This is a genomic window from Kitasatospora sp. NPDC059646, from assembly GCF_042734615.1.
Lineage (GTDB): Bacteria > Actinomycetota > Actinomycetes > Streptomycetales > Streptomycetaceae > Kitasatospora.
The window spans coordinates 19,846-45,414 of the sequence record NZ_JBHWDS010000045.1 but is presented as its reverse complement, the minus strand read 5'-3'; the positions used below and the strand labels follow the sequence as shown (position 1 = coordinate 45,414).

The following is a 25,569-nucleotide window of genomic DNA, read 5'->3' as shown; positions in this document are numbered from 1 at the left end:
TATGCATAGCGTCGCATTTGATACAGTCCCTGCCTGATCCCCACCAGAAGGACACCGATGAGCACCACCCGCCTGCTGCGGCGCAAGCCCGTGGACACCCTGATCGCCGAAGCGGGCGGAACCGGAGCCGGACACCTGCGCCGCTCCATCGGCCTGTGGCAGCTCTCCGCGATCGGCATCGGCGCCACCGTCGGCACCGGCATCTTCTTCGTGCTCACCACCTCCGTCCCGAAGGCCGGGCCGGCCGTGGTGCTGTCCTTCGTGATCGCCGCCGTCACGGCCGGCCTCACCGCGCTCTGCTACGCCGAACTCGCCTCCGCGATCCCGGTGGCCGGCTCCTCGTACTCGTACGCGTACGCCACCATGGGCGAAGTCGTCGCGTTCGGCGTCGGCGTCTGCCTGCTGATGGAGTACGGCGTCTCCGCGTCGGCGATCGCCGTCACCTGGGGCCAGTACCTCAACCAGTTCGCCGACCTGGCGTTCGGCCTGCACCTGCCCGCCGCGCTCACCGCCCCGCCCGGCGAGGACGGCATCTTCAACCTGCCGGCCGTGGTGCTGGTCGCCCTGGTCACCGTGCTGCTGATCCGCGGGGTCGGCGAATCCGCCAAGGTCAACGCCGTGATGGTGACCATCAAGCTGGCCATCCTGGTGCTCTTCGTCGCCGTCGGCCTGACCGGCTTCCAGGCCGGCAACTTCACCCCGTTCGCCCCGCACGGCTGGGACGGCGTGCAGACGGCCGCGTCCACCATCTTCTTCTCGTTCATCGGCCTGGACGCCGTCTCGACCGCCGGCGAGGAGGTCCGCGAGCCGCGCCGCACCCTGCCGCTGGCCATCCTGATCTCGCTCGGCGTCGTCACCCTGCTGTACATCGCCGTCGCCGTCACCGCGATCGGCGCCCAGCCCTGGCAGCAGTTCGACGGCCAGGAGGCCGGCCTCGCGCAGATCCTCCAGAACGTCACCGGCCAGTCCTGGCCCGCCCTGGTGTTCGCCGCCGGCGCGATCATCTCGATCTTCTCGATCACCCTGGTGGTCATCTACGGCCAGACCCGGATCCTCTTCGCGATGGGCCGCGACGGCCTGCTGCCGCGCCCCTTCACCCGGGTCTCCCCGCGCACCGGCACCCCCGTCTGGAACACCGTCGTGGTCGGCGCCGCCGTCGCCCTGCTCGCCGCCGTCTTCCCCCTCAAACTGCTCGCCGACATGACCTCGATGGGCACCCTGGTGGCGTTCGCCGCCGTCTCCGTGGGCATCATCGTCCTCCGCCGCACCCGCCCCGACCTGCCGCGCGGCTTCAAGGTGCCGCTCTACCCCGTCACCCCCGTGCTCAGCGCCGGCTTCTGCGTCTACCTGATCACCCGGCTCCAGCTGGACACCTTCATCGCCTTCGCCGTCGCCCTGGCCCTCGCCGCCGTCCTCTACTTCACCTACAGCATCAAGCACTCCCGGCTGTCCGCCGCCCGCCCCGCCGAACCCGCCGACCGGAGCTGACACTCCGTAGGCCTCCCGGTGCCGAAATTCGGGCGGAAGCGGGAAAACCGGCCCGGGGGCAGCGACAGAGCGTGTGCGTCCGGCCTAGCCTTCGAGCCATGGCGAGCACCCGACCCCCGGCCGGACGTGCGTTGCCCGGGGCGGCCCGGGGCGGCGGGCGGGTACCGGCGCAGCGCGGCCGGCGCGGGGGGCGGGCCGGGCGGCTGATGCGGCATCCCGCGGTGCAGGCCGGCGGGTGGCTGGTGGCGGCGGGGTGGGCGGAGGCGTTCCCGCTGGTGTCGGACCTGGCCAACCAGGTCGCCTGGGGCCGGTTCGCGGCGCCCGCCTACCTGCTGGCGGCGGTGCTGACCGTGGCCCTGCCGCGCGGCCTCGCGGCGCGGGCGGCCACCTCGGCGGCGGTGCTGGGCGCGGTGCTGCTGCCGCTCGGGGTGCTGGCGCTGACGGGCCGTCACCAGTCCGAGGTGACGGTGGTGGAGCGCTCGGCGGCGCTGCTGCTGCACACCGGCAGCCCGTACCTGCCGCACCCGGCGCACGTCGTCGACTACAACCCGTACCTGCCCGCGATGTCGCTGTTCGGCCTGCCCCGGGTGGTGCTCGGCGAGGCCTGGCCGGCGGCCCGGCTGCTGGGCGACGCCCGGCCGTGGTTCGCGGCCGCGTTCCTGGCCTGCCTGGTGGCGGGCTGGCGGCTGCTGCGGCCCGGCCCGCGGTGGGCGCCGGCGCTGCCGCTGGCGGTGCTGACCGGGTCGCCGCTGATCGCGCAGGCGCTGGCGGTCGGCGGAGTGGACCTGCCGCTGATCGGGGTGTGCTGCCTGGCGATGGCGCTCGCCGAGCGCGGGCACCCGCTGCGCACCGGCCTGGTGCTGGCGGTGGCCTGCGCGTTGAAGTGGACGGCCTGGCCGGCGCTGCCGGTCGCGCTGTTCCTGTTGCACCGCCGGCACGGCCCGGCGCGGGCGCTGCGGGCCGCCGGTCCGGCGCTGGCGGTCGGCGGCGCGGTGATCGGCCCGTTCGTGGTGCTGCACCCGCGCGAGCTGTACGAGCAGGTGGTGCGCTTCCCGCTGGGCCTGACGGCGCTGCACACGCCGGCCGGCAGTCCGCTGCCGGGCAAGGTGCTGGCGGGGCTCGGTCCGTCGGGCCACACCGTGTCGCTGACCCTGCTGTGCGCGGGTGCGCTGGCCGTCGCGCTGTGGCTGCCGGCCCATCCGCCGGCCACCGCCGTCGCCGCCTGCGACCTGCTGGCGGCGGGCCTGACGGTGGCGTTCGCGCTGGCCCCGGCGGGCCGGTTCGGCTATCTGGCGCTGCCCGCGGTGCTGGTGCTGTGGCCGCGCCTGGCGGCCGCGGCCGGGCGGCCGGTTCCCGAGCCGCCGCCGAGGCCGACGCACCGTCAAGCCGTCGCAGTGCCTATCGTGTCCGGGGACAGAGTTCGAACACGGGAGTGACCTTGGGCGCCACCGGACGACGCCGGTTCCTCGGCCTGGCCGCCGGCGCGGCCGCCTCGCTGACCGCCTGCGGCCCGGGCCGCACGGCCACCGGCCCGGCCGCCGCCACCGGCTCCGGCGCCCCCGCGACCGGCGGCGCCGCACCCGGCCCCGCGCCGTCCGCGACCGCAGCCGAGAACGCCAAGCCCGGCAACGCCGACTGGGCGATCACCCACGCGGGCCCGGCGGCGGCGATCGAGGGCTGGGCGGACCGGGTCAGCGTGCTGCCCGGCGAGCAGGTCGGCCTGCACGTCTCCACCACCGCGCCCGGCTTCACCGTCACCGCCTACCGGATGGGCTGGTACGGCGGGGCGCGCGCCCGGCAGGTGTGGCGGTCGGGACGGCTGCCCGGCAGCAGGCAGCAGCCGTTCACCGTCGAACAGCCCACCCGCACCGTGATCACCGCCTGGCCGCGCACCACCGCCGTCGACACCACCGGCTGGCCGGCGGGCTGCTACCTGCTGCGGCTGGACGCGGAGGGCGGCGCGGGGCAGCGGTACGTGCCGCTGACGGTGCGTTCGCGCAGCACCGCCGGCACCGTCGTGGTCGTCAACGCGGTCGCCACCTGGCAGGCCTACAACGAGTGGGGCGGCTACAACCTGTACAACGGCCCGACCGGCGGCCTGCCGACCCGCTCGCTGCAGGTCAGCTTCGACCGGCCGTACCAGTACGACGACGGGGCGGGCCTGTTCCTGGTCTACGAGGCGCCGCTGATCGCGCTCGCCGAGAAGCTCGGCGTCCCGCTGTCGTACACCACCTGCATCGACGTCGCCGCCGACCCGGAGGCGCTGCGCGGCGCGAAGGCGGTGCTGTCGCTCGGCCACGACGAGTACTGGTCGCCCGAGCAGCGCGCGCACGTCACCGCGGCCCGCGACGCCGGCTCCCACCTGGCGATCCTCGGCGCCAACTGCTGCTTCCGGCGGGTGCGTTACGAGCCGTCACCGACCGGCCCCGACCGCACCGTGGTCTGCTGGAAGGGCTCCTGGAAGGACGACCCGGGCTACCGGGCGGGCCACCCGGCGACCACCGACTTCCGCTCCCCGCCCGGCGCCGACCCGGAGTCCTCGCTGCTCGGCGTGGTCTACGACGGCTACCCGGTGGACGCCCCGTACGTGGTCACCGAGCCCGGCCACTGGCTGTTCGCGGGCACCGGCGCGAAGGCCGGCGACAGCTTCCCGCACCTGGTGGGCGTCGAGTACGACCGGGTCGACCCGGCCTACCCGACCCCGCAGGGCATCGAGGTGCTGTCGCACTCCCCGGTGGTCTGCGACGGCCGGCACTCGTTCGCCGACACCGCCCTGTACACGGCGGGCAGCGGCGCCCTGGTGTTCGCCACCGGCACCATGCGGTGGGTGGAGTCGCTGGAGGCGACCGGGCCGGCCGGCGGCAGCGCGATCCACGGCATCGACGGGCGGGCCGGCGCGTTCACCCGCCAGGTGACGGAGAACCTGCTGCGCCGCTTCGCCCAGTAGGCCGGAACGGCGGGGCGGGCCCGCCGTTCCGGCCGGGCGTCAGTGGTTGCCGACCCGCAGCACCTTGGACGCGGCCGGGCCGGCCGCCGCCGCGCCGTGACCGGCGCCCTGGAACTCGGCGGCGACCGCCAGGTCGCCCGAGTAGGCGGTGAACCAGGAGTTCGCGTCGGTGGTGTTGTCGACCTCGGCGGTGCCGGTCTTCGCACCGGATCCGGCGGGCAGGGCCGGCGACACCGACGCGGCGGTGCCGGACTTCACGGTCTGCACCATCAGCGACTGCAGGCTGGACAGCACCTGCGGGGAGAGCGTGCGGGCCGCCTTCACCTGCTCCATGCCGGGCACCAGGATCGGCTGCCGGAACACTCCGGACTGCACGGTCGCGGCGACCGACGCCATGCCCAGCGGGTTGGCGCGCACCTTGCCCTGGCCGATGAACTCGCTGGCCGCGCCCGCCATGTTGCTCTCGACCGGGATGTCGGTGTCGAAGTTCGACAGGCCGGTCTTCCAGACCAGGCCGAGCCCGAACACGTCCTTGGCGAGCGAGGGCAGGCTGTTCGCCTTGAGGGTGTCCTTGCCCTTCTCGATGAAGGAGGTGTTGCAGGAGTTGATGAACGCGTCGGTGAGCGTGTAGTCGGGGTGCGCGCCCTTGAAGTCGTTGCCGATGGACTTGCCGGTGACCATCGTGGTCTCCGGGCACGGCATCGGGCTGCTCGGCGTGACCCCGGCCTCCAGCAGCGCGGCGGCGGTCAGCACCTTCATGGTGGAGCCGGGCGCGGTCGCCCCGGAGAACGCCCGGTTCTGTCCGGTGGTGGGGGAGAAGGCGTAGGCCAGGATGCCGCCGGTGCTGGGCTCGATCGCCACCAGCGAGCCCGGCTTGCCCTGGGCGGAGACCGCGGCCTCGGCGGCCGCCTGCAGGTCCGCGTCCAGGGTGAGCTTCAGGTTCGGGACCGGCTTGGGCTCCTTCAGCGTGAACAGCTTCTCGGCGGCCCCGTTGCCGGACGCCGGGGAGATCACCACGGCGCTGCCCGCGTCCTCCGGGCTGCCGCCCTGCGGGGCGGCGGCCTTCAGCTGGTTGAGCAGGCCGGTCAGCGAGGCGTACCCGGCCAGCGGCTTGCCCTTGCGGTCGGTGACGGCGGCCGGCGCGGCGAACACCGGCTTGATGCCGATGGTCTCGTTCGCGTCCAGCTTCGGGTGGATCACGGTGGGCGCCCAGTGCACGGCGGCGGTGCCGTCGCTCATCTTCACCACCCCGAGCACGCCGTCGTAGTTCCACGGGGTGCCGGTCTCGGCGAACTCCAGCGACGCCTTGAAGCCTTCCAGCACCCCGGTGGGCGCCGGGGCCGCCGTCGACGACGCGGACGCCGAGGCCGACGCGCCGGCGGCCGCGGACTTGGACGCGGCCGGGCTGGGCGCGGTGGTCGGACCGCCGGCGGTGAGGTGGACGGCGGTGGGCTTCACGTTGTTCTGGAACGCCTGCAGCGCGGCCTGCGCCTTGTCCGGGTCGTCGGTCAGCTTGGCGGCGGTGAACAGGTCGCCCTTGGCCCAGGCGTCCAGGAAGGCCTTGGCGCCGGACGCGGCGAGCTCCGGGCCGGGGGGCTCGGCGACCACGGTGCGGGGCTTGGCCGCCTCCTTGCCGCCGCCGTCGCCGGAGACCAGGGCGTAGGCCCCATAGCCGCCGGCCAGCAGAAGCACCGCGGCGACCGAGGCGATGCCGATCTTCGCGCCCTTGTTCACCTGAAGTCCCCCCGTGGGTGTCGTGACCGCTCAGGAATCAGCGGCCACGACACCATAGGCAGACACCATCCGTGCACTCACGACACGCCGCCGGTTTGTGACAGATCCGGTACACGCTCCCCCGGGGGCGGATCAGATCCAGGTGCTGAGCCACATCCGGCCGTTCCAGTCCGACATCGGGATCGTCTGGCCGGTGAGGATCGGATAGAAGTACAGGAAGTTCCACATGATCGCCGTGACCAGCAGGCCCGCCGCCGTGGCCCCGGCCAGCCGCCGGTCCGCCGAGGCGTCGGACGGCCCCAGCATCGCGCCGATCATCATCGTCACCGCCAGCACCATGAACGGCACGAAGCACACCGCGTAGAACAGGAAGATCGTCCGCTCCTGGTACAGGAACCAGGGCAGGTAGCCGGCCACCACGCCGCTCAGCAGCGCCCCGGCCCGCCAGTCGCGGCGCAGCAGCCAGCGGTACAGGCAGTACAGCAGCGCCGCGATGCCCGCCCACCACAGCAGCGGGGTGCCGATCGCCAGCACCTCGCGGGCGCAGTCCGAGGTGGTGCAGCCGGCCTGGCCGTTCTTCGGCGACTCGTAGAAGAACGACACCGGGCGGCCCAGGACCAGCCAGCTCCACGGGTTGGACTGGTAGGTGTGCGGGCTGTGCAGGTGGGTGTGGAAGTCCCACATCGTGTAGTGGTAGTGCCACAGGCTGCGCAGCCAGTCCGGCCCGAAGCCGCCCGGGTGCTGCGCCGCCCAGTCGCGGAAGTAGCCGCCCTTGCCGGGCTCGGTCGAGGACAGCAGCCAGCCGGTCCAGGTGACCAGGTAGGTGGCCAGCGCGGTCAGGCCGATGCCGATCCCCGACCAGACGAAGTCCCAGCAGTACCGCAGCGCCCGCGCGCCCTCGCCGAGCGGCCGCCCGTCGGCGGTCCGCATGCGGCCGGCCAGCCGGCGCGCCGAGGAGTCCCAGAACGCGGTGAGCAGCACGAACGCGGCGATCGCCGGGGCGCCGCTCCACTTGGTGCCCATCATCAGGCCGAGGCTGACGCCCGCCGCCAGCCGGTACGGCCGCCAGCCGAGCTGCCACCAGCCGGCGCCCAGCCCGGCGTCCAGCCGCTCCGCGATCAGCGCCCGGGTGCGGTCCCGGTCGATCAGCAGCAGGCCGAACGCGGCCAGGAACCAGAACATGACGATCAGGTCGAGGATCGCGGTCCGGCTGAGCACGAAGTGCAGGCCGTCGACCGACAGCAGCAGCCCCGCCACGCAGCCCAGCAGGGTGGAGCGGAACAGCCGCCGCCCGATCCGGGCCAGCATCAGCACCGACAGGGTGCCGAGCACCGCCATCATGAACCGCCAGCCGAACGGGTTCATGCCGTAGAGCTGCTCGCCCAGCCCGATGATCCACTTGCCGACCGGCGGATGCACGATGTACGCCGGGTCGGTGCGGAACGGGACGCTCGGATCCGCCCCGGTGATCAGGTTGTTGGCGTCGTCCGACCAGTTGGTCTCGTAGCCGACCCGCCAGAGCGCGTACGCGTCCTTCGCGTAGTACGTCTCGTCGAAGATCAGCGCGTGCGGCCCGCCCAGGTTGACGAAGCGCAGCACGCCGGCGAACGCCGCGACCGCGACCGGGCCGAGCCAGCCCGACCAGCGGCACAGCCACGACCAGAGCGCGTCCGGCAGCCGGAGGCCGAGCCGCGCCAGCAGCGGCGACGGCGGGACGAGCTCCGGGGTGACGCCGGGCCCGTCCGGCATCGGCGGCACCAGCTGCTCGGCCGGCGGCGTGCGCCGCGGCGCGAGGTAGCCCGCGCCGGACAGCGCCCGGGCCCACCGGGAGGCCGGTTCGGGCTCCGCCCGCGGCCCCGGAACGGCGGCCGGGTCGGCCGATTCCAGCACGGTCACGCCGCCCCGCCCGGGGTGGTCCATACCACTGTCGATGTCGCCGTTCACGGGCCACATCGTAGGGGCAATGGCGGAAGTCACAAGGGGTCCCCGCACCGCCCGCGCCGCACCGTGTCGCGTCCGTCCCGGTGAGGACCCCCGCCGGTAGGGGAGGATGGTGCCGTGACTGGTGTTCTCGTACTGGCAGGTACCCCCATCGGCGACGTCGAGGACGCGCCGCCCCGACTGCGCGCCGAACTCGCCGAGGCGGACGTGATCGCGGCCGAGGACACCCGGCGGCTGCGCCGGCTGACCCAGGCGCTCGGCGTGGTCCCGACCGGCCGCGTGGTGTCCTACTTCGAGGGCAACGAGGTCGCCCGCACCCCCGAACTGGTCGCCGCGCTCCAGGGCGGCGCCCGGGTGCTGCTGGTCACCGACGCCGGCATGCCCTCGGTCTCCGACCCCGGCTACCGGCTGGTGGACGCCGCGGTCGCCGCCGGACTCAAGGTGACCGCGGTGCCCGGCCCGTCCGCCGTCCTCACCGCGCTGGCGCTGTCCGCGCTGCCGGTCGACCGGTTCACCTTCGAGGGCTTCCTGCCCCGCAAGGCCGGCGACCGCTCCCGGCAGCTCGCCCAGATCGCCGCCGAGCCGCGCACCATGGTCTTCTTCGAGGCCCCGCACCGGATCGCCGAGACCCTCGCCGCGATGGCCGACGCGTTCGGCGCCGACCGGCCCGCCGCGGTCTGCCGCGAACTCACCAAGACCTACGAGGAGGTCAGGCGCGGCCCGCTCGCCGACCTCGCCGCCTGGGCCGCCGACGGCGTCAAGGGCGAGATCACCGTCGTGGTGGCCGGCGCCCCGCCCGCCGCCCCCGAGGAGGTCGGCCCCGCCGAACTGGCCCGGCGGGTCGCCGCCCGCGAGGAGGCCGGCGAGCGCCGCAAGGAGGCGATCGCCGCGGTCGCCGCCGAACTGGGCCTGCGCAAGTCGGTCGTCTTCGACGCCGTGGTGGCCGCCAAGCACGCCGGCTGACCCGATGCGTGCCCGTGGCCGGATTCGGTCGTACGTTGGAATGAGCACCCCAGCGGAGGGCCAATTCGGAACCAAGACTTGGCAAGCCGGGCATCGGACGGACCCTCCCGGGCATTCCCTGGGATGGAAAGACCCGCACCGGGCCGCCAGGTCCGGCGACGGGCTCCGAGCGAAGCGAGGTGGCGCATGAGCGACACGATCGACAGCCCCCTGAACGGCGGAGCACCCACCGGCCTCGGCCTGACCACCCGGGCGCGGATCCCCGTGGAGACGGTCCGCGAGGCCTACTCCTTCGTCTGCCTCAACTGCGGCTACGGCTGGGAGCAGGCGTACGACATCGAGCACCACACCGGCCGCGACGGCCGCACCGTGGTCGAGTACAAGGCGAACGGGGTCCGGGTCCCGTCCCCGCTGCGGGAGCTGGTCTGCCCCGGCTGCGGCGGCGAACGGGTCCGGATCATGCGGGCCGGGCGGGTGGCCGGCGTGGCCGCCAACATCGCCCCCGGCTACGCGCCCACCGCCGAACCGGCCGACCCCGTCCGGCCCGTCGCCGACGCCGAACGGCGCGGCCGCTGGCCGTTCCGCCTCCGCCGGGCCGGCTGACCGGCCCCGGCGCCCGACCGGCCCCGGACCGCTGCGGCGGCCCGGGGCGGCCGCGCGCTCCGACTAGGATTCCCCGCTATGGCGGCCTTGGCAGAGCACCCCCGTACCGGCGCGTACTACGTCACCACCCCGATCTACTACGTGAACGACCGGCCCCACCTCGGCCACGCGTACACCACCGTCGCGGGCGACGTGCTGACCCGCTGGCACCGCCAGCGCGGCGAGGACGTCTGGTACCTCACCGGCACCGACGAGCACGGCCAGAAGATCCTGCGCACCGCCGAGGCACACGGCGTCACCCCGCAGGAATGGTGCGACAAGCTGGTCGAAGAGGCCTGGAAGCCGCTCTGGAAGCACCTGCGGATCGCCAACGACGACTTCATCCGCACCACCGAGGCCCGCCACACCGAACGCGTCCAGGAGTTCGTCCAGGACCTGTACGACAAGGGCGAGATCTACCGCGGCAGCTACACCGGCCCCTACTGCGTGGGCTGCGAGGAGTACAAGCTCCCCGGCGAACTGCTCCCCGGCGCCACCGAGGACGAGAAGCTCTGCCCGATCCACAAGCGCCCCGTCGAGTGGCTGGAGGAGGAGAACTACTTCTTCCGGCTCTCCGCCTACGGGCCGAAGCTGCTGGAGTTCTACGCCGCGAACCCGGACTTCATCCAGCCCGCCGCCGCCCGCAACGAGGTGCTGCGCTTCGTCGAACAGGACCTCAAGGACCTGTCGATCTCCCGCTCCACCTTCGACTGGGGCGTCCCGCTGCCCTGGGACGACAAGCACGTCCTGTACGTGTGGGTCGACGCCCTGCAGAACTACATCACCGCCGCCGGCCACGGCTCCGACCCCGAGCGGTTCGCCCGGCTCTGGCCCGCCTCCGTGCACCTGGTCGGCAAGGACATCCTGCGCTTCCACGCCGTCATCTGGCCCGCCGTGCTGATGGCCGCCGGGCTCCCGCTGCCGCGCCGGGTCGTCGCCAACGGCTGGCTGATGGTCGGCGGCGAGAAGATGTCCAAGTCCAACCTGACCGGCATCGCGCCCACCGACCTCACCTCGCACTTCGGCGTCGACGCCTACCGGTACTACTTCCTGCGGGCCATCCCGTACGGCACCGACGGCTCGTTCTCCTGGGAGGACTTCACCGCCCGCTACACCTCCGAACTCGCCAACGGCCTCGGCAACCTGGCCTCCCGGGTCGCCGCGATGATCGGCAAGTACCACGGCGGGACGCTGCCCACCGCGACCGCCCACGGCCCCGCCGAGCAGGCCGTCGCCGACGGGCTGGTCCGGGCCGCCGCCGAGGCCGACCGCAGGATCGGCGAGGAACTCGACTTCGCCGGCGGCCTCGCCGCGATCTTCGATTTCGTCAGACTGGTCAACGGCTACCTGACCGAACAGGAACCCTGGAAGACCGCCAAGGCCGGCACCGAGGAGAGCCGGGCCCGGCTCGCCACCGTCCTGTACACCGCCGCCGAAGCGCTGCGGGCCACCGCCGTGCTGCTCAACCCCGTCATGCCCACCGCCGCCGCCGCGCTCTGGGACTCCCTCGGCGCCGAACCCGCCCTCGGCGCGCTCGCCGACCAGCGCCTCGCCACCGTCGCCGACTGGGGACGCCTGCCCGCCGGCGCCACCGTCACCAAGGGCGACGTCCTGTTCCCCCGCCTCGAAGAGAAGAACGCCTCCTGATGGCCGCCAAGAAGAACGACGACCGCTCCACCCCGCCGCCGCTCCCCGAGCCGCTCGCCGTCCCGGTCGCCGACTCGCACACCCACCTCGACCTGCAGTCCGGCACCCCCGCCGAAGGGCTGGCCCGCGCCGCGTCCGTGGGCGTCACCACCGTCGTCCAGGTCGGCTGCGACGTCCCCGGCTCGCAGTGGGCCGCGAACCTCGCCGCCGAGTACGCGCAGGTGCACGCCGCCGTCGCCCTGCACCCCAACGAGGCCCCGCGGATCTTCCTCGGCGACCCCGACGGGTGGTCCGGGCAGCGGCGCGCCCCCGGCGGGCAGACCGCGCTCGACGAGGCCCTGGCCGAGATCGACCGCCTCGCCGCCCTCCCGCAGGTGCTCGCCGTCGGCGAGACCGGGCTCGACTACTTCCGCACCGGCCCGGAAGGCGTCGACCTGCAGAAGGAGTCCTTCCGCCGCCACATCGAGATCGCCAAGCGCCACGGCAAGGCCCTCGTCATCCACGACCGCGACGCCCACGAGGACGTCATCGCCGTCCTCCTCGAAGAGGGCGCCCCCGAGCGCACCGTCTTCCACTGCTACTCCGGCGACGCCGCCATGGCGAAGACCTGCGCCGAACACGGCTGGTACCTCTCCTTCGCCGGCCCCGTCACCTACAAGGCCAACCACGCCCTCCGCGAAGCCCTCACCGCCACCCCCCTCGACCGCGTCCTGATCGAGACCGACGCCCCCTTCCTCACCCCCCACCCCTACCGCGGCCGCCCCAACGCCCCCTACCTGATCCCCGTCACCCTGCGCGCCATGGCCGCCCACCTGGCCCTGGAGGAGGACGAGCTGGCGACGGCGATCGCCGCCAACACGGCACGCGCGTTCGGCTACTGACCGCATCCTGCTGCGGCGTCCGCTCGCCCGATCGAGTCGGTGGCCCCGGCGGTCGAGGACGGCTCCCCTCGGTTCGCGGGCGGCCGACCGGTTCATCACGCCCGGCCTCCACGCGGAGAAGCGCGGTCCGTCCCACCGGCGCGTCGAGCGGGGCGAGACCGGCTTCCCCGTCGTGCACGCGTTCCGGCTCGACGATGAGCGGGCCGCCCGTCTCCCGCACGCGGTGCACGGCGGACCGCTGCGCACCGACCTGCCGTTCCCGGTCGAGACCGATCTCAAGCAGTTGGTCGAGCTGTGACCCGTATCCTTGGCGGGTGAGCACCACCGAACCCACCTCCGACGGCCACCTGCTGGGGGCTGCCGACATCCGTGCGCTGGCCGAGGCGTTCGGCGTGAAGCCGACCAAGCAGCGCGGGCAGAACTTCGTCATCGACGGCAACACCGTGCGACGGATCGTGCGGGCGGCGGAGGTGACGGAGCAGGACGCGGTGGTCGAGGTCGGGCCGGGGCTCGGATCGCTGACGCTGGCGCTGCTGGAGGTGGCGCGCCACGTCACGGCGGTGGAGATCGACCCCCTGCTGGCGCGGCACCTGCCGGACACCGTCAAGGGCCGGATGCCCGGCAGGGCCGGCAACTTCGACCTGGTGCTCAGCGACGCCATGGACGTCACCGAACTGCCCGGCCCCGAGCCGACCGCGCTGGTGGCGAACCTGCCGTACAACGTCGCCGTTCCGGTGCTGCTGCACATGCTGGAGACCTTCCCCAGCATCGAGCGCACGCTGGTCATGGTGCAGAGCGAGGTCGCCGACCGGCTCGCCGCCAAGCCCGGCAACAAGGTGTACGGCGTGCCGTCCGTCAAGGCCAACTGGTACGCGGACGTGAAGCGGGCCGGCGCGATCGGGCGGAACGTCTTCTGGCCCGCGCCCAACGTCGACTCCGGACTGGTCTCGCTGATCCGCCGCGACCCGCCGTCCACCACCGCCACCCGCCGCGAGGTGTTCGCCGTCGTCGACGCCGCGTTCGCGCAGCGCCGCAAGACCCTGCGGGCCGCGCTCGCGTCCTGGGCCGGCTCGCCCGCCGCCGCCGAGGAGGCCCTGCGGGGCGCCGGCATCGACCACACGCTGCGCGGCGAGATGCTGACGGTGGAGCAGTTCGCCGCGATCGCCGAGCACAAGCCGAAGCCGAAGTCCGAGGAACAGTAGAGATGGTCACGGTCCGCGTACCCGCCAAGGTCAACGTCCAGCTCGGCGTCGGCGGGGTCCGCCCCGACGGCTACCACGACCTGGCGAACGTGTTCTTCGCCGTCGCCCTCGGCGACGAGGTCACCGCCACCCCCGGCGACGGCGTCACGCTGACCTGCACCGGCCCCGACGCGGACGCCGTCCCGCTCGACGACAGCAACCTGGCCGCCCGGGCCGCCCGCCTGCTCGCCGCCCACCACGGCCTGCCCGACCCCGGCGTCCACCTGCACATCGCCAAGGCCATCCCGGTGGCCGGCGGCATGGCCGGCGGCAGCGCGGACGGCGCCGCCGCCCTGGTCGCCTGCGACACGCTGTGGGGCCTGGACACCCCGCTCGGCACCCTGCTGGAACTGGCCGCCGAACTCGGCTCCGACGTCCCGTTCGCGCTGCTCGGCGGCGTCGCACTCGGCCGCGGGCGCGGCGAGATCCTGGAGGCGCTGCCCGTCACCGGGACGTTCCACTGGGTGTTCGCGGTCGCCGACGGGGGGCTGTCCACCCCGGCGGTGTTCCGCGAGTGCGACCGGCTCCGCGAGGAATCCGGCAGCGGCGCCACCATCCAGGACGTCCCCACCCCCGACGCCGACCCCGCGCTGCTCGCCGCGCTCGCCGACGGCGACCCCGTCGCGCTGGCCGCCGCCCTCAGCAACGACCTGCAGGCCGCCGCCGTCTCGCTGCGCCCCTCCCTGGCCGACACCCTGCACGCCGGCACCGAGGCGGGCGCCCTCGCCGCCCTGGTCTCCGGCTCCGGGCCGACCTGCGCCTTCCTGGCCAAGGACGCCGACGCCGCCGCCCACATCGCCGCCGCCCTCCGGGCCTCCGGCACCTGCCGCACCGCCCACGCCACCCACGGCCCGGTGCCCGGCGCGCAGGTGGTTCAGACCTCTGCTTGACCTGGAGCGCGCTCCGGGTTCCAGACTCCTCTCCGTGGCCCGCACCGGGCGGGCCGCGGACAACGAGGGGAACCCGGATGCGCAAGCGCACCATCGGAACCGATCCGCGCACCCGCCGCGAGGTCAGTGTGCTCAGCCTCGGCGCGATGCTGTTCGGCACGCTCACCGACGAGGCGACCTCCTTCGCCGTGCTGGACCGCTACGTGGCGGCCGGCGGCACGTTCATCGACACCTCCAACAACTACGCGTACTGGCAGGACGGCAGCCAGGGCGGCGCGAGCGAGGAGGTGCTCGGCCGCTGGCGGGCCAGCCGCGGCATCACGGACGAGGTGGTCATCGCCACCAAGCTCGGCGCCCGCCCGAAGGCGCCCGGCACCGGGTTCGTCGAGAACGGCGAGGGACTGTCCGCCGCGGTGATCCGGGCCTCGTCCGAGGCCAGCCGCAAGCGCCTCGGCGTGGAGAAGCTCGACCTGCTGTACGCGCACGTCGAGGACACAAAGGTTCCGCCGGCCGAGACGGTGCACGCCTTCGGCGCACTCGTCGAGGAGGGGACGGTCGGACTGCTCGGCGTCTCCAACCACTGGTCCTGGCGGGTGGAGCGGGCCCGCAACCTCGCCGCGCAGGCCGGGCTGCCCGGCTACGAGGTGCTCCAGTACGGGCACACCTACCTGCGCCGCCGCGGCGACCTGCCCGGCCTGCTGTCCGAGGACGGCGACCAGGCCGCCGTCCAGGGCGACCTGATCGCGTACCTGAAGGAGAGCCCCGAGCTGACGCTGGTGGCGTACTCGCCGCTGCTCGGCGGCGGCTACGTCCGGGCCGACAAGCCGCTCGGGCCGTCCTTCGACCACGCGGGCACCCCGGCCCGGCTGGCCGCGCTCGACAGGGTGGCGAAGGAGACCGGCGCGACCCGCAACCAGGTCGTGCTGGCCTGGCTGCTCGGCGGGGAACTGCCGGTGATCCCGCTGGTGGGGGCGTCCTCGGTGGCCCAGCTCGACGAGAGCCTGGCGGCGCTGGACCTGGAGCTGACGGAGGAACAGCGGGCGGTCCTCGACGCTGCCCGCTGACCACCGGGGGCGCGTGGGGCTCCCTCCCGCGCCCCGGGGTGGTCCCCCGGCAGCACTAGGCTGGGACTGTTCCACCCCCTTCCTCACAGGAGTGCAGCTTCGTGGCCGTCAACCTCGCCACCATCGAGTCCGTCACCAAGGTGTACGGCACCAGGGCCCTGCTGGACGGGGTGAGCCTCGGCGTCAGCGAGGGGGACCGGATCGGTGTGGTGGGCCGGAACGGGGACGGCAAGACGACGCTGATCCGGATGCTGGCGAAGCTGGAGGAGCCGGACAGCGGGCGGATCACCTGGTCGGGCGGTCTCCAGCTGGCGGTGCTGACGCAGCACGACTCGCTGGACCCGGAGGCGACGATCCGGCACGAGGTGATCGCGGACCGCGCCGACCACGAGTGGCTGGGCGACGCCCGGATCCGGGACATCATCCAGGGCCTGTTCGGCGGCCTCGACCTGCCGGGGTTCGCGAACGGCCTGGACACCGTGATCGGGCCGCTGTCGGGCGGTGAGCGGCGGCGCATCGCGCTGGCGAAGCTGCTGCTCGGCGAGTGGGACCTGATCGTGCTGGACGAGCCCACCAACCACCTCGACGTGGAGGGCATCGCCTGGCTGGCGAAGCACCTGCAGGGGCGCCGCTCCGCGCTGGTCTGCGTCACCCACGACCGGTGGTTCCTGGACCAGGTCTGCACCCGGATGTGGGACGTGCAGCGCGGCGAGGTCCGGGAGTACGAGGGCGGCTACTCGGACTACGTGTTCGCCCGCGCCGAGCGCTCCCGGATCGAGGCGACGGAGGAGCAGAAGCGGCAGAACCTGGCCCGCAAGGAGCTGGCCTGGCTGCGTCGCGGCGCCCCCGCCCGCACCTCGAAGCCGCGGTACCGGATCGAGGCGGCGAACGCGCTGATCGCGGACGTGCCGGAGCCGCGCGACAAGAGCGAGCTGATGAAGTTCGCCAACGCCCGCCTGGGCCGGACCGTCTTCGACCTGGAGGACGTGACCGTCAAGGCCGGCGAGAAGCTGCTGCTGGAGCGGCTGACCTGGCAGCTCGGCCCGGGTGACCGGATCGGCCTGCTGGGCGTGAACGGCGCCGGCAAGACCTCGCTGCTGCGGGCGATGCAGGCCGCGTACGCGACCGACGGGGACGTGCAGCCGGCCGGCGGCGTGATCAAGGTCGGCAAGACGGTGCGGCTGGCCTACCTGTCGCAGGAGGTCGCCGAGCTGGACCCGGAGACCCGGGTGCTGCAGGCGGTCGAGCAGGTCCGCGGCCGGGTGGACCTCGGCAAGGGCCGGGAGATGAGCGCCGGGCAGCTGTGCGAGCAGTTCGGCTTCGGCAAGGACAAGCAGTGGACGCCGGTCGGCGACCTCTCCGGCGGCGAGCGCCGCCGCCTGCAGCTGCTGCGGCTGCTGATGGACGAGCCGAACGTGCTGTTCCTGGACGAGCCGACCAACGACCTCGACATCGAGACCCTCAACCAGCTGGAGGACCTGCTCGACGGCTGGCCCGGCTCGATGATCGTCATCAGCCACGACCGGTTCTTCATCGAGCGGACCACCGACACCGCGTACGCGCTGCTCGGCGACCGCCGGATGCGGATGCTGCCGAACGGCGTCGACGAGTACCTGGAGCGCCGCACCGCGATGGCCGAGGCGGCCGCCGCCGCGGCGGCCGCCCAGGTCCCGGCGGCGGCCGAGCCGTCCGGCCTCTCCGGCGGCGACCTGCGGGCCGCGAAGAAGGAGATGCAGAAGCTGGAGCGCCAGATCGCCAAGCTGGACCAGCAGGAGTCCACGCTGCACGCCCAACTGGCCGAGCACGCCGCCGACTTCTCCAAGGTCGCCGAGCTGGACGCGCAACTGCGCAAGGTCCGCGAGGACAAGGAGGAGCTGGAGACGGCCTGGCTGGAACTGGCCGAGCAGGTCTGACGGGGGCTCAGTCGGCCAGCAGTTGGTCGAGTTCGTCGGCGGCGCGCGCCAGTGCGCTGCGGGTCGGGTCGTGCGGGCCGGTGGGACGGGCCGCACGGCCGGACGGCGGGCGGTGGGCGCGGGCGGCGGCGGTGAGCCGGTCCAGGGAGTCGAGGACGCGCTCGATGACCTCGGGTTCGGGGTCCCGGCCGCCGTAGCGGAGCTGGGCGGCGTAGGCGGCGACCGCGCCGGACAGGCGCTCCAGGGCCGCGGTGGCGGGCAGCCACTGCTCGGCGAGCCGGTCGGCGGGCGGCGGTTCGGCGAGGCCGAGGTCGACCTGCCGGCGGGCGTCGGCGAGCGCCCGGTACGCGGTGCGGCGCAGCCAGACCTCGGCGACGGGTTCGGCGCGGACCACCGAGGCCAGGTAGGCGCGGACGGTGGTGGCGGCGGTGACGACGCCGGGCTCGATCCGGTGCGGCGGGCGCTCGGGCCACAGCAGGTAGCCGAAGACCAGCACGATGGCGCTGGCCAGCGTGGTGTCCAGCACCCGCGGCCAGAACTCGGCGGCGCCGCTCTCCCCGCCGAGCTGCACCAGGATCAGCGCGACCGGCGTCATCACGGCGGTGTTCAGCCCGTAGTGCGCGGCCGTCGAGTACGGCAGCAGCGCCACGCACAGCGAGACCGCCACGCTCAGCGCCCACTCGTTCGTGGTCAGGGCCAGCAGGACGGCGGTGACGACGATGCCGAGGACGGTGCCCAGCGCCCGGCTGACGGCCCGCTGGAACACCGAGCCGAGGTCCGGCTTCAGCACGAACGCGACCGTCATCGGGACCCAGTAACTGCGGCTCAGCGTCAGCCCGTTGACCGCCGCCTCGGCGACCGCCACGGACAGCGCCACCCGCAGGCCGTAGCGCACCGAGCCGCGCGACAGCAGCCGGGCCCGCAGCCGCCACGGGTCGGGCGGCGGCGGTGCGGCGGTGTCCAGCGGCGCCCAGCGGCCCGCGACGGTGTCGGCGGCGGCCCGCAGCGCGGTGTCGAACGCCGTCCGGGACGGGGTGTCCGGCTGCCAGTCCGGGTAGTCCGGCGCGGGGCCGCCGGTGATCTGCCGGGCCAGCGCGGCGGGCAGGGCGGCGACCTCGGGCGGCACCGGGCGCCACGCCCAGAGCAGCCCGGCGGCGGCCTCGGTGGTGCCGAGCGCGGCCTCGTAGGAGCGGCGCAGCCACCGCAGCCGCTCGGACTCGGGCCGGCCGGGGCGGGACGGCGGCAGCAGGTCCTGCATCTGGTTGAGGCGGCCGGTCAGCACCCGGCGGGCCGCCGCTCCGTCCGGGGTGCCGAGCGCGGCGAGCATGCCGCCGAGCGCCCGGTAGACGTCGGCGAGGGCGACGGTGCGCGGGTCGGTCCGGACGTCGGTGCGGTAGCGCACGCCGAGCAGCAGCACCAGGGCCGCGCCGCACGGCATCATCGCGGGCGCCGCCCACCACGGGTTCGGCAGCGCCATGCCGCCGCCCAGCGAGGCCGACACCAGCAGCAGCATCCCGGCCGCCGAGCCGCGCGGGCCGGTCGCGGAGAGCGCGCCGCCGACGAAGCCGACCAGGGTGAGCGCCAGGCCGATCTCCGGGCCGCCCGCGCCCCGGTACTGCAGTTCGGCGCCGATCAGCATGCCGGTGGTGGACGCGGTCAGCGCCAGCGCGATCCGCGGGGCGCGCAGCCGCAGCGGCTCCACCCGGTCGTTCATGGTGGCGTGCATCGCCCCGAGCGCGGCGAACACCCCCAGGTCCAGCCGTCCGAACAGCAGCCCGGCCAGCAGCGGAACGGCCATCCCCAGCGCCGCCCGCACGGTCTGCCGCCACGGCACCGGGGGGCGGGCCGGCCGCAGGGCCAGGGCCCACCAGGCGGACCGGGCACCGGAAGCACGACTGCGGTCGGGGGCTGACACGGGATCACGCGCCTTTGCTGCACGAGAGGTTCGTGGCTGCTGGGCGACATTGCACGGCAGATCGGGTCTTCTCGGGCAGTCTAGCCCTCGGACCTGGGCACGACCGATTTCCCATGGGGTCCGCCGACCATGTAATGTCTTCCTCGTCGCAAGGGGAACCGCGAGGAACCCCGGAGCAACAAGCCCCTATAGCTCAGTCGGTAGAGCGTCTCCATGGTAAGGAGAAGGTCTGCGGTTCGATTCCGCATGGGGGCTCAGCAGACGAAGGCCCCGCCACTCGGCGGGGCCTTCGGCGTTCCCCGGGGCCGCCGACTCTCCGCCAATCCCGGCCGGGCCCGGTACGTACCCTGGCGGCCCGCGCACGAATGCGCTGTGATGGTGCGTCTGTCGGCCGGACCGGGGGAGGGGGCGGGATGAGCGCACGGCTCGTGGTGGCGGACGACCACCGACTGATGGCCGAGGCGCTGGGCACCGCCCTGCAGCAGCGCGGGCACCGGGTGCTGGGCGTGGGATCGCCGTGCGGCGCCGTGCTGGACCTGGTGGCCGGGCGCCGGCCCGAGGTCTGCCTGCTCGGCACCGCCGCCGGGCCGGACGACCCGTTCGACGTGCTGCGCCGGCTGCGCCGCGAACGGCCGGAGATCGCCGTGGTGGTGCTGGGCCCGCTGGGCGCGCCCGGCCGGGTCGCCGCCGCGTTCGCCGCCGGGGCGGCGGGCTACGTGCGCAGCGACGAGCGGATCGACGTGGTGGACCGGGCGATCGCCCGGGTCCGGGCCGGGGAGGCCGCGGTGGCGGTGGACGTGCTGCGCGCCGCGTTCGAGCACCTGCTGTGGCCGGTGGCGGAGCCCGACGACGAGGCGGTGCGGCTGCTGCGCCTGCTGACCCGCCGCGAGGTGCAGGTGCTGTCGCGGATCGCCGACGGCGAGGACACCGCCGCGATCGCCGCGGCGATGCGGATCGCCCCGTCCACGGCCCGCACGCACGTCCAGCGGGTGCTGACCAAGCTCGGCGCCCGGTCCCGGCTGGAGGCCGCCGCGCTGGCCGCCCGGACCGGGCTGCTCGACCAACTCGCGTGAACGGAAAGGCGGTTCGCGGCTCGGCGCGGGCGGGCGGGAGGCCGGCGGTGCGGGTGGACGAGCCGGGTGCCGGCGCCGGGGCGGCCGGTTCGGGGCGTGGCCGGGGGCGGTCGGCCCGGCCGGGGCGCCGACGCGGGTGGCCTATGCTCCGGAGCGAGGAACACCCGAGTGTTGCGGAGGTCTAGGGCATGAGCAAGTACCTGGTCACGGGCGGAGCCGGCTACGTGGGCAGCGTGGTGGCGGCGCACCTGCTGGAGGCGGGCCACCAGGTGACGGTGCTGGACGACCTGTCGACGGGCTTCGCGGAGGGCGTGCCGGACGGCGCCGAGTTCGTCCGCAGCCGGATCCAGGACGCCGCCGACGTGCTCGACGCGTCCTACGACGGGGTGCTGCACTTCGCGGCGTCCTCGCAGGTCGGCGAGTCGGTCGCGGACCCGGAGAAGTACTGGCGCAACAACGTCGCCGGTTCGCTCGAACTGGTGTCGGCGATGCGCAAGGCGGGCGTCCGCAGGCTGGTGTTCTCCTCCACCGCGGCGGTGTACGGCGAGCCGGAGGAGGTGCCGATCAAGGAGACCGCGCGCACCTCGCCGACCAACGCCTACGGCGCCACCAAGCTGGCCGTGGACCACCTGATCACCTCCGAGGCGATCGCCCACGGCCTGGCCGCGGTCAGCCTGCGGTACTTCAACGTGGCCGGGGCGTACGGCCGTTACGGCGAGCGGCACGAGCCGGAGTCGCACCTGATCCCGCTGGTGTTCCAGGCGGCGCTGGGGCAGCGCCCGCACATCGCGGTGTTCGGCGAGGACTACCCGACGCCGGACGGCACCTGCATCCGCGACTACATCCACATCGCCGACCTGGCCGAGGCGCACCTGCTGGCGCTGGACGCGGCCAAGCCCGGCGAGCACCTGATCTGCAACCTCGGCAACGGCACCGGCTTCTCGGTGCGCGAGGTGATCGAATCGGTCAAGCGGGTCACCGGCCGGGAGATCCCGGTGCAGCTGGCCGACCGCCGCCCCGGCGACCCGGCCGTGCTGGTGGCCGCCGCCGACCGCGCCCGGGAGGCCCTCGGCTGGACGCCCAAGCACCCCGAGCTCGATCGGATCGTGGCCGACGCCTGGGAGTTCACCCTCGCCCACCGCGCCTGACGTGCCCGACTCCGGGCCCGACTCCGACCCCCGAAGTCCCTGCGTACAGGAACTTCACCAAATCCCCACGCCGTGCGGGCGGCCGCCCGTACGCTGAGTGAGGCACCGGTGGGGGTCGGGCCACGAGCAGGGGGGCAGGACGATGGGGCGGATTCGCGTCCTGGTGGTCGACGGCCACCGCATTTTCGCCGAGGCGCTCGCCACGGCGCTCGCCGCCGAGCCCGACGTGGACGTCGGGGCGGCCGGCAGCGCCGCCGCGGCCGAACGCGCCCTCGACCGGGCGGCGGCCGAACGCCGCCCCTACGACGTGCTGCTGGTCGACGCCGACCTCCCCGCCGTCCCGCCGCCGGCCCGCGGCGGCGTCCCGCAGCCGCGCCACGCCGCCGCTCCCGCCGCACCGCGGCCCGCGCTCGGCCGGTCGGCGCCGCCCCACGCCGCCGGGCCGGGAGCCGGGCCGCCCGCCGACGGGGCCCGGCCGCCGGGCGACGGCATCGCCCTGGTCGGCCGGGCCTGCCGGACCCACCCGACGCTGCGCGCCGTGGTGCTGGCCGCCGCCGACGACCCGCAGCGGGCCGTCCGCGCCCTGCAGGCCGGCGCCAACGGCTGGGTGGCCCGGGAGAGTTCGCTGGGCGCGCTGATGGCCGTGGTGCGCGGTGTGCTGCGCGACGAGACCCACCTGCCGCCCACGCTGCTGACCGGCGTGGTCCGCGAACTCACCTCCGCCCGGCGGGACCGGTCGGAGAGCGAACGCCTGGTCGCCGCGCTCACCCCCCGCGAGGAGGAGGTGCTCCGCTGCATGGTCGCCGGCCTGGGCAGACAGGCGGTGGCCGAGCGGCTGTTCCTGTCCCCGCACACCGTCCGCACCCACATGCAGAACGTGCTCGGCAAGCTGGGGGTGCACTCCACCCTCGCGGCGGTCGCGGTCGCCCGCCGGGCCGGGATCACCCCCTCGGAACCACCCGGGCCGCTCGCCGTGCCCGCCCCCGTCCCTCCGCCGACCGTCGCCTCGTCCACAGGCCCCGGCGCGGGCTGAACGAGCCCGCCCTCCCCAGCAGGTGTCCACTCCGTGAGTCAGCGAGACCGGAGGTCAGATGTCGCCGAACCGCACTTCCGCACGCCCGCAGGCAGCCCGCATCCCCGAGCAGCGGCCCGGCTCGTCCGGGCTGCGCACCCTGGTCGTCGGGGCCGGCGCGGCCGGCACGGCCCTGGTCCGCGACCTGGACCGGACCCCGGAGTTCGGGCTCACGCCCGTCGGGGTGCTCGACGACGACCCCGCCAAGGCCGGCCGGGACGTCTCCGGCAGCCCCGTCCTCGGCCCGCTCGCCGAGCTCACCGCGCTCGCCCTCGCGCACCGCGCCCAGGTGGTGGTCCTCGCCATCCCCGGCCTGCCGCACCAGCGGGTCCGGGAACTCGCCACCGCCGCGGCCGCCGCCGGCGCGGCCGTCCGCTACCTGCCGTCCTTCCTGTCCGCGCTGCGCCGCGAGGTCGTCGGCTCGGACCTGCGCACCCTGGACGTCAACCGGCTGATCGGCCGGCACGAGGTGCACGTCGTCTCGCCCGACGTCCGCACCGTGATCGAGGGCCGCCGGGTCCTGGTGACCGGCGCGGGCGGCTCCATCGGCAGCGAACTGTGCCGCCAGGTCCAGGCGTTCGGGCCGGCCGCGCTCTACATGCTCGACCACGACGAGTCCAACCTGCACCGCCTCCAGCTCGACATCTGGGGCGAGGCGCTGCTCACCGACGAGTCCCTGGTCATCGCCGACATCCGGGACCGCCCCCGGATCCAGCAGATCTTCCGCGACCTGCGCCCCGAAGTGGTCTTCCACGCCGCCGCGCACAAGCACCTGCCGCTGCTGGAACGCCACCCCAGCGAGGCCGTCAAGTCCAACGTCCTCGGCACCGACCACCTGGTCGAGGCCGCGCTCGCCACCGGCGTCGAACGCTTCGTCCTGATCTCCACCGACAAGGCCGCGGACCCGACCTCCGTCCTCGGCGCGAGCAAGCGCCTCGCCGAGCTGATCGTCCAGGCGAACGCGCGGGACGCCCGCAACCTCGGCACCGGCGTCTTCGCCGCCGTCCGCTTCGGCAACGTCCTCGGTTCGCGGGGGTCGCTGCTCTCCGTCCTGGCGGAACAGCTGCGCAGCGGAGGGCCGGTGACGGTCACTCACCCCGACGTCACCCGCTTCTTCATGACGATCGAGGAGGCCGTCGGGCTGGTGCTGGAGGCCGGGCGGATGGCCGAGGGCGGCGAGGTGTTCGTCCTCGACATGGGCGAGCCGGTGCGGATCGTGGACCTGGTCCACAACTTCGCCGAACAGGTCCAGCTGGACGCGGACGAGGTCGAGATCAGGTACACCGGGCTGCGGGCCGGGGAGAAGCTCAACGAGGCGTTGTTCTCCGACGCCGAGGAGCGGCTGCCCACGGCCCACCCGCGGATCTACGCGACGGCCGCGGAGAGCGCGACGGGCGTCGACGACCTGGCCGGCGGCCTCACCTCGCTGTACACGGCGGCGACGACCAACGCGGATCCGGTCGTCCGCGACTGCCTGGCGGCGCTGCTCCCCGGCTACAAGAGCGCCCCGGACAGGCCCCCGGCGCTCGCCACGCCCTACCCGGACGGCTTCTAGGGGTACGAAACCCGGGGCCCGTGGGGGCCCCGTGGTCAACCCGCGCGGTCGAAGGGGATGACCAACTGGCGCAGCAGCGAGGCGAGTTCGCCGCGCTGCGTGGGTGCCAGCCGAGCGAGGATCTCGCGTTCGTGGGCGAGCAGGCCGGCCAGGGCCTGGTCGGCCTTGTCGCGGCCGGCGTCGGTGAGGCGGACCAGGACGCCGCGGCGGTCGTCGGGGTCGGGGAGGCGGACGACCAGGCCCTTGGTGGTGAGCCGGTCGATCCGGTTGGTCATGGTGCCGGAGGTGACCAGGGTCTGGGTGAGGAGCTGGCCGGGGGAGAGCTGGTAGGGGTCGCCCGCCCGGCGCAGGGCGGTGAGGACGTCGAACTCCCAGGGTTCGAGGCCGTGCTCGGCGAAGGCGATGCGGCGGGCGCGGTCCAGGTGGCGGGCGAGGCGGCTCACCCGACTGAGGACCTCAAGGGGTTCCACGTCGAGGTCGGGGCGCTCTCGGCGCCATGCTGCGACCAGGCGGTCGACCTCGTCCTCCATGACGATCAGTGTATCGGGGGTTGTGTCGATGTGAAGTCTCTTGACATCAAGAGATAACAAAGGAACGCTCGGCCTCCGAAAGATATCTTGATGTCGAGATACTTCAGGAGGTCCGCCGTGTCCACCGACTGGGACGCCCGCCAGTACCTGCGCTACGCCGAGGAGCGCATCCGGCCGCTGAACGAACTCCTCGCCCGGGTCCCCGAACTCCCGCCCCGGCCCACCGTGCTGGACCTCGGCTGCGGCCCCGGCAACTCCACCGCCGTGCTCCGCCGCCGCTGGCCGGAGGCCCGCCTGCTCGGCCTGGACACCTCGCCCGCCCTGCTGGAGACCGCCCGCACCACCGGCGAGCCCACCGCCGAGTACCGCCTGCAGGACGTCACCGCCTACGACCCGGCGCCCGAGCGGCCCGACCTGATCGCCTCCAACGCCGCCCTGCACTGGATGGACACCCCGACCGCCGACCACCTCGCCCTGCTGCCGCGCTGGGCGGCGGCACTGCGCCCCGGCGGGGTGATCGCCTTCCAGCTGCCCGGCAACTTCGCCGCGCCCAGCCACACCCTGCTCGCCGAACTGCGGCACGGCGCCCGCTGGCGCGAGCGGCTGGGCACCGTCCGCCCCGACGCCTCCTGCCACGCCCCGGCCCGGTACCTGGAGGCGCTGATGGCCGCCGGCTGCACCGCGGACGTCTGGGAGACCACGTACCTGACGGTCCTGCGGGGCGCGGACCCGGTGCTGGAGTGGGTCAAGGGCACCGCGCTGCGGCCGGTGCTGGAGCGGCTGCCCGACCCGGTCGAGCGGCGGGAGTTCCTGGCGGACTACGCGGCGCTGCTGCGCGAGGCGTACCCGGCGACGGAGCACGGCACGGTGTTCCCGTTCCGCCGGGTCTTCGCGGTGGCCGTCAAGGACCGCCGCCCGAGGTGAC

21 protein-coding genes and 1 tRNA gene are annotated in these 25,569 nt (G+C 74.2%); 18 read left to right on the top strand and 4 right to left on the bottom strand.

What is annotated here, in order from left to right:
* The first annotated feature begins 57 nt into the window (after positions 1-57).
* The 3 genes from ACFV1L_RS27000 to ACFV1L_RS26990 all read left to right on the top strand — a co-directional run bounded on the left by ACFV1L_RS27000 (position 58) and on the right by ACFV1L_RS26990 (position 4,435).
* Positions 58-1,488 carry an amino acid permease gene (locus ACFV1L_RS27000; protein ID WP_380370367.1) on the top strand — a complete coding sequence of 477 codons (1,431 nt, stop codon included), beginning with the start codon at positions 58-60 and terminating at the stop codon, positions 1,486-1,488.
* A gap of 98 nt (positions 1,489-1,586) precedes the next feature.
* Positions 1,587-2,924: a glycosyltransferase 87 family protein gene (locus tag ACFV1L_RS26995; protein ID WP_380370364.1), complete on the top strand. Its 1,338-nt coding sequence runs from the start codon at positions 1,587-1,589 to the stop codon at positions 2,922-2,924.
* Positions 2,921-4,435 carry a N,N-dimethylformamidase beta subunit family domain-containing protein gene (locus ACFV1L_RS26990; protein WP_380370361.1) on the top strand — a complete coding sequence of 505 codons (1,515 nt, stop codon included), beginning with the start codon at positions 2,921-2,923 and terminating at the stop codon, positions 4,433-4,435. Before ACFV1L_RS26995 ends, ACFV1L_RS26990 begins: the two co-directional genes overlap by 4 nt.
* A 39-nt stretch (positions 4,436-4,474) precedes the next feature.
* On the opposite strand, the gene ACFV1L_RS26985 is transcribed toward ACFV1L_RS26990, so the two are convergent.
* Positions 4,475-6,169 carry a penicillin-binding transpeptidase domain-containing protein gene (locus ACFV1L_RS26985; protein ID WP_380370358.1) on the bottom strand — a complete coding sequence of 565 codons (1,695 nt, stop codon included), beginning with the start codon at positions 6,167-6,169 and terminating at the stop codon, positions 4,475-4,477.
* Positions 6,170-6,301: 132 nt separating this feature from the next.
* Complete coding sequence (locus tag ACFV1L_RS26980) at positions 6,302-8,089, bottom strand: dolichyl-phosphate-mannose--protein mannosyltransferase (protein ID WP_380370424.1); 1,788 nt, start codon at positions 8,087-8,089, stop codon at positions 6,302-6,304.
* A 138-nt stretch (positions 8,090-8,227) separates the two neighbouring features.
* Here ACFV1L_RS26980 and rsmI point away from each other — a divergent pair, with 138 nt between their 5' ends.
* The 9 genes from rsmI to ACFV1L_RS26935 all read left to right on the top strand — a co-directional run bounded on the left by rsmI (position 8,228) and on the right by ACFV1L_RS26935 (position 17,351).
* On the top strand, positions 8,228-9,073 hold the full coding sequence (rsmI, locus tag ACFV1L_RS26975; protein ID WP_380370355.1) for a 16S rRNA (cytidine(1402)-2'-O)-methyltransferase: 846 nt from the start codon (positions 8,228-8,230) through the stop codon (positions 9,071-9,073).
* Positions 9,074-9,259: 186 nt separating this feature from the next.
* On the top strand, positions 9,260-9,676 hold the full coding sequence (locus tag ACFV1L_RS26970; protein ID WP_380370353.1) for a hypothetical protein: 417 nt from the start codon (positions 9,260-9,262) through the stop codon (positions 9,674-9,676).
* Positions 9,677-9,754: 78 nt separating this feature from the next.
* A complete protein-coding gene (gene metG, locus ACFV1L_RS26965) occupies positions 9,755-11,362 on the top strand; it encodes a methionine--tRNA ligase (RefSeq protein ID WP_380370352.1) in 1,608 nt (535 codons plus the stop codon).
* Positions 11,362-12,243, top strand: a complete 882-nt coding sequence (locus tag ACFV1L_RS26960) for a TatD family hydrolase (protein ID WP_380370349.1) — start codon at positions 11,362-11,364, stop codon at positions 12,241-12,243. Before metG ends, ACFV1L_RS26960 begins: the two co-directional genes overlap by 1 nt.
* Before the next feature lie 172 nt (positions 12,244-12,415).
* Positions 12,416-12,541: a hypothetical protein gene (locus ACFV1L_RS26955; RefSeq protein WP_380370347.1), complete on the top strand. Its 126-nt coding sequence runs from the start codon at positions 12,416-12,418 to the stop codon at positions 12,539-12,541.
* Positions 12,542-12,557: 16 nt separating this feature from the next.
* Positions 12,558-13,445 carry a 16S rRNA (adenine(1518)-N(6)/adenine(1519)-N(6))-dimethyltransferase RsmA gene (gene rsmA, locus ACFV1L_RS26950; RefSeq protein WP_380370345.1) on the top strand — a complete coding sequence of 296 codons (888 nt, stop codon included), beginning with the start codon at positions 12,558-12,560 and terminating at the stop codon, positions 13,443-13,445.
* 2 nt (positions 13,446-13,447) lie between these two features.
* Positions 13,448-14,374 carry a 4-(cytidine 5'-diphospho)-2-C-methyl-D-erythritol kinase gene (locus ACFV1L_RS26945; protein ID WP_380370342.1) on the top strand — a complete coding sequence of 309 codons (927 nt, stop codon included), beginning with the start codon at positions 13,448-13,450 and terminating at the stop codon, positions 14,372-14,374.
* A 77-nt stretch (positions 14,375-14,451) separates the two neighbouring features.
* Complete coding sequence (locus tag ACFV1L_RS26940) at positions 14,452-15,438, top strand: aldo/keto reductase (RefSeq protein WP_380370341.1); 987 nt, start codon at positions 14,452-14,454, stop codon at positions 15,436-15,438.
* 101 nt (positions 15,439-15,539) lie between these two features.
* Positions 15,540-17,351, top strand: a complete 1,812-nt coding sequence (locus ACFV1L_RS26935) for an ABC-F family ATP-binding cassette domain-containing protein (protein ID WP_380370339.1) — start codon at positions 15,540-15,542, stop codon at positions 17,349-17,351.
* Between the two features lie 7 nt (positions 17,352-17,358).
* On the opposite strand, the gene ACFV1L_RS26930 is transcribed toward ACFV1L_RS26935, so the two are convergent.
* Complete coding sequence (locus tag ACFV1L_RS26930) at positions 17,359-19,266, bottom strand: FUSC family protein (RefSeq protein WP_380370337.1); 1,908 nt, start codon at positions 19,264-19,266, stop codon at positions 17,359-17,361.
* Positions 19,267-19,448: 182 nt separating this feature from the next.
* Between ACFV1L_RS26930 and ACFV1L_RS26925 the strand changes: the two genes are divergently transcribed.
* The 5 genes from ACFV1L_RS26925 to ACFV1L_RS26905 all read left to right on the top strand — a co-directional run bounded on the left by ACFV1L_RS26925 (position 19,449) and on the right by ACFV1L_RS26905 (position 24,114).
* A tRNA-Thr gene (locus ACFV1L_RS26925) sits at positions 19,449-19,521 on the top strand.
* Between the two features lie 158 nt (positions 19,522-19,679).
* Complete coding sequence (locus ACFV1L_RS26920) at positions 19,680-20,339, top strand: LuxR C-terminal-related transcriptional regulator (protein ID WP_380370335.1); 660 nt, start codon at positions 19,680-19,682, stop codon at positions 20,337-20,339.
* Positions 20,340-20,527: 188 nt separating this feature from the next.
* A complete protein-coding gene (gene galE / locus ACFV1L_RS26915; RefSeq protein ID WP_380370333.1) occupies positions 20,528-21,487 on the top strand; it encodes a UDP-glucose 4-epimerase GalE in 960 nt (319 codons plus the stop codon).
* 142 nt (positions 21,488-21,629) lie between these two features.
* Positions 21,630-22,520: a LuxR C-terminal-related transcriptional regulator gene (locus tag ACFV1L_RS26910; protein ID WP_380370331.1), complete on the top strand. Its 891-nt coding sequence runs from the start codon at positions 21,630-21,632 to the stop codon at positions 22,518-22,520.
* Positions 22,521-22,578: 58 nt separating this feature from the next.
* On the top strand, positions 22,579-24,114 hold the full coding sequence (locus ACFV1L_RS26905; protein WP_380370329.1) for a polysaccharide biosynthesis protein: 1,536 nt from the start codon (positions 22,579-22,581) through the stop codon (positions 24,112-24,114).
* Positions 24,115-24,149: 35 nt separating this feature from the next.
* Here the strand turns inward: ACFV1L_RS26905 and ACFV1L_RS26900 are convergent, their stop codons facing one another.
* Entirely contained in the window at positions 24,150-24,644 is a 495-nt protein-coding gene (locus ACFV1L_RS26900; protein WP_380370327.1) for a MarR family winged helix-turn-helix transcriptional regulator, read from the bottom strand.
* A gap of 117 nt (positions 24,645-24,761) precedes the next feature.
* On the opposite strand from ACFV1L_RS26900, the gene ACFV1L_RS26895 reads away from it, so the two are divergent.
* Positions 24,762-25,568, top strand: coding sequence for a methyltransferase domain-containing protein (locus ACFV1L_RS26895; RefSeq protein ID WP_380370325.1), 807 nt, complete (start codon positions 24,762-24,764; stop codon positions 25,566-25,568).
* Position 25,569: the final 1 nt, after the last annotated feature.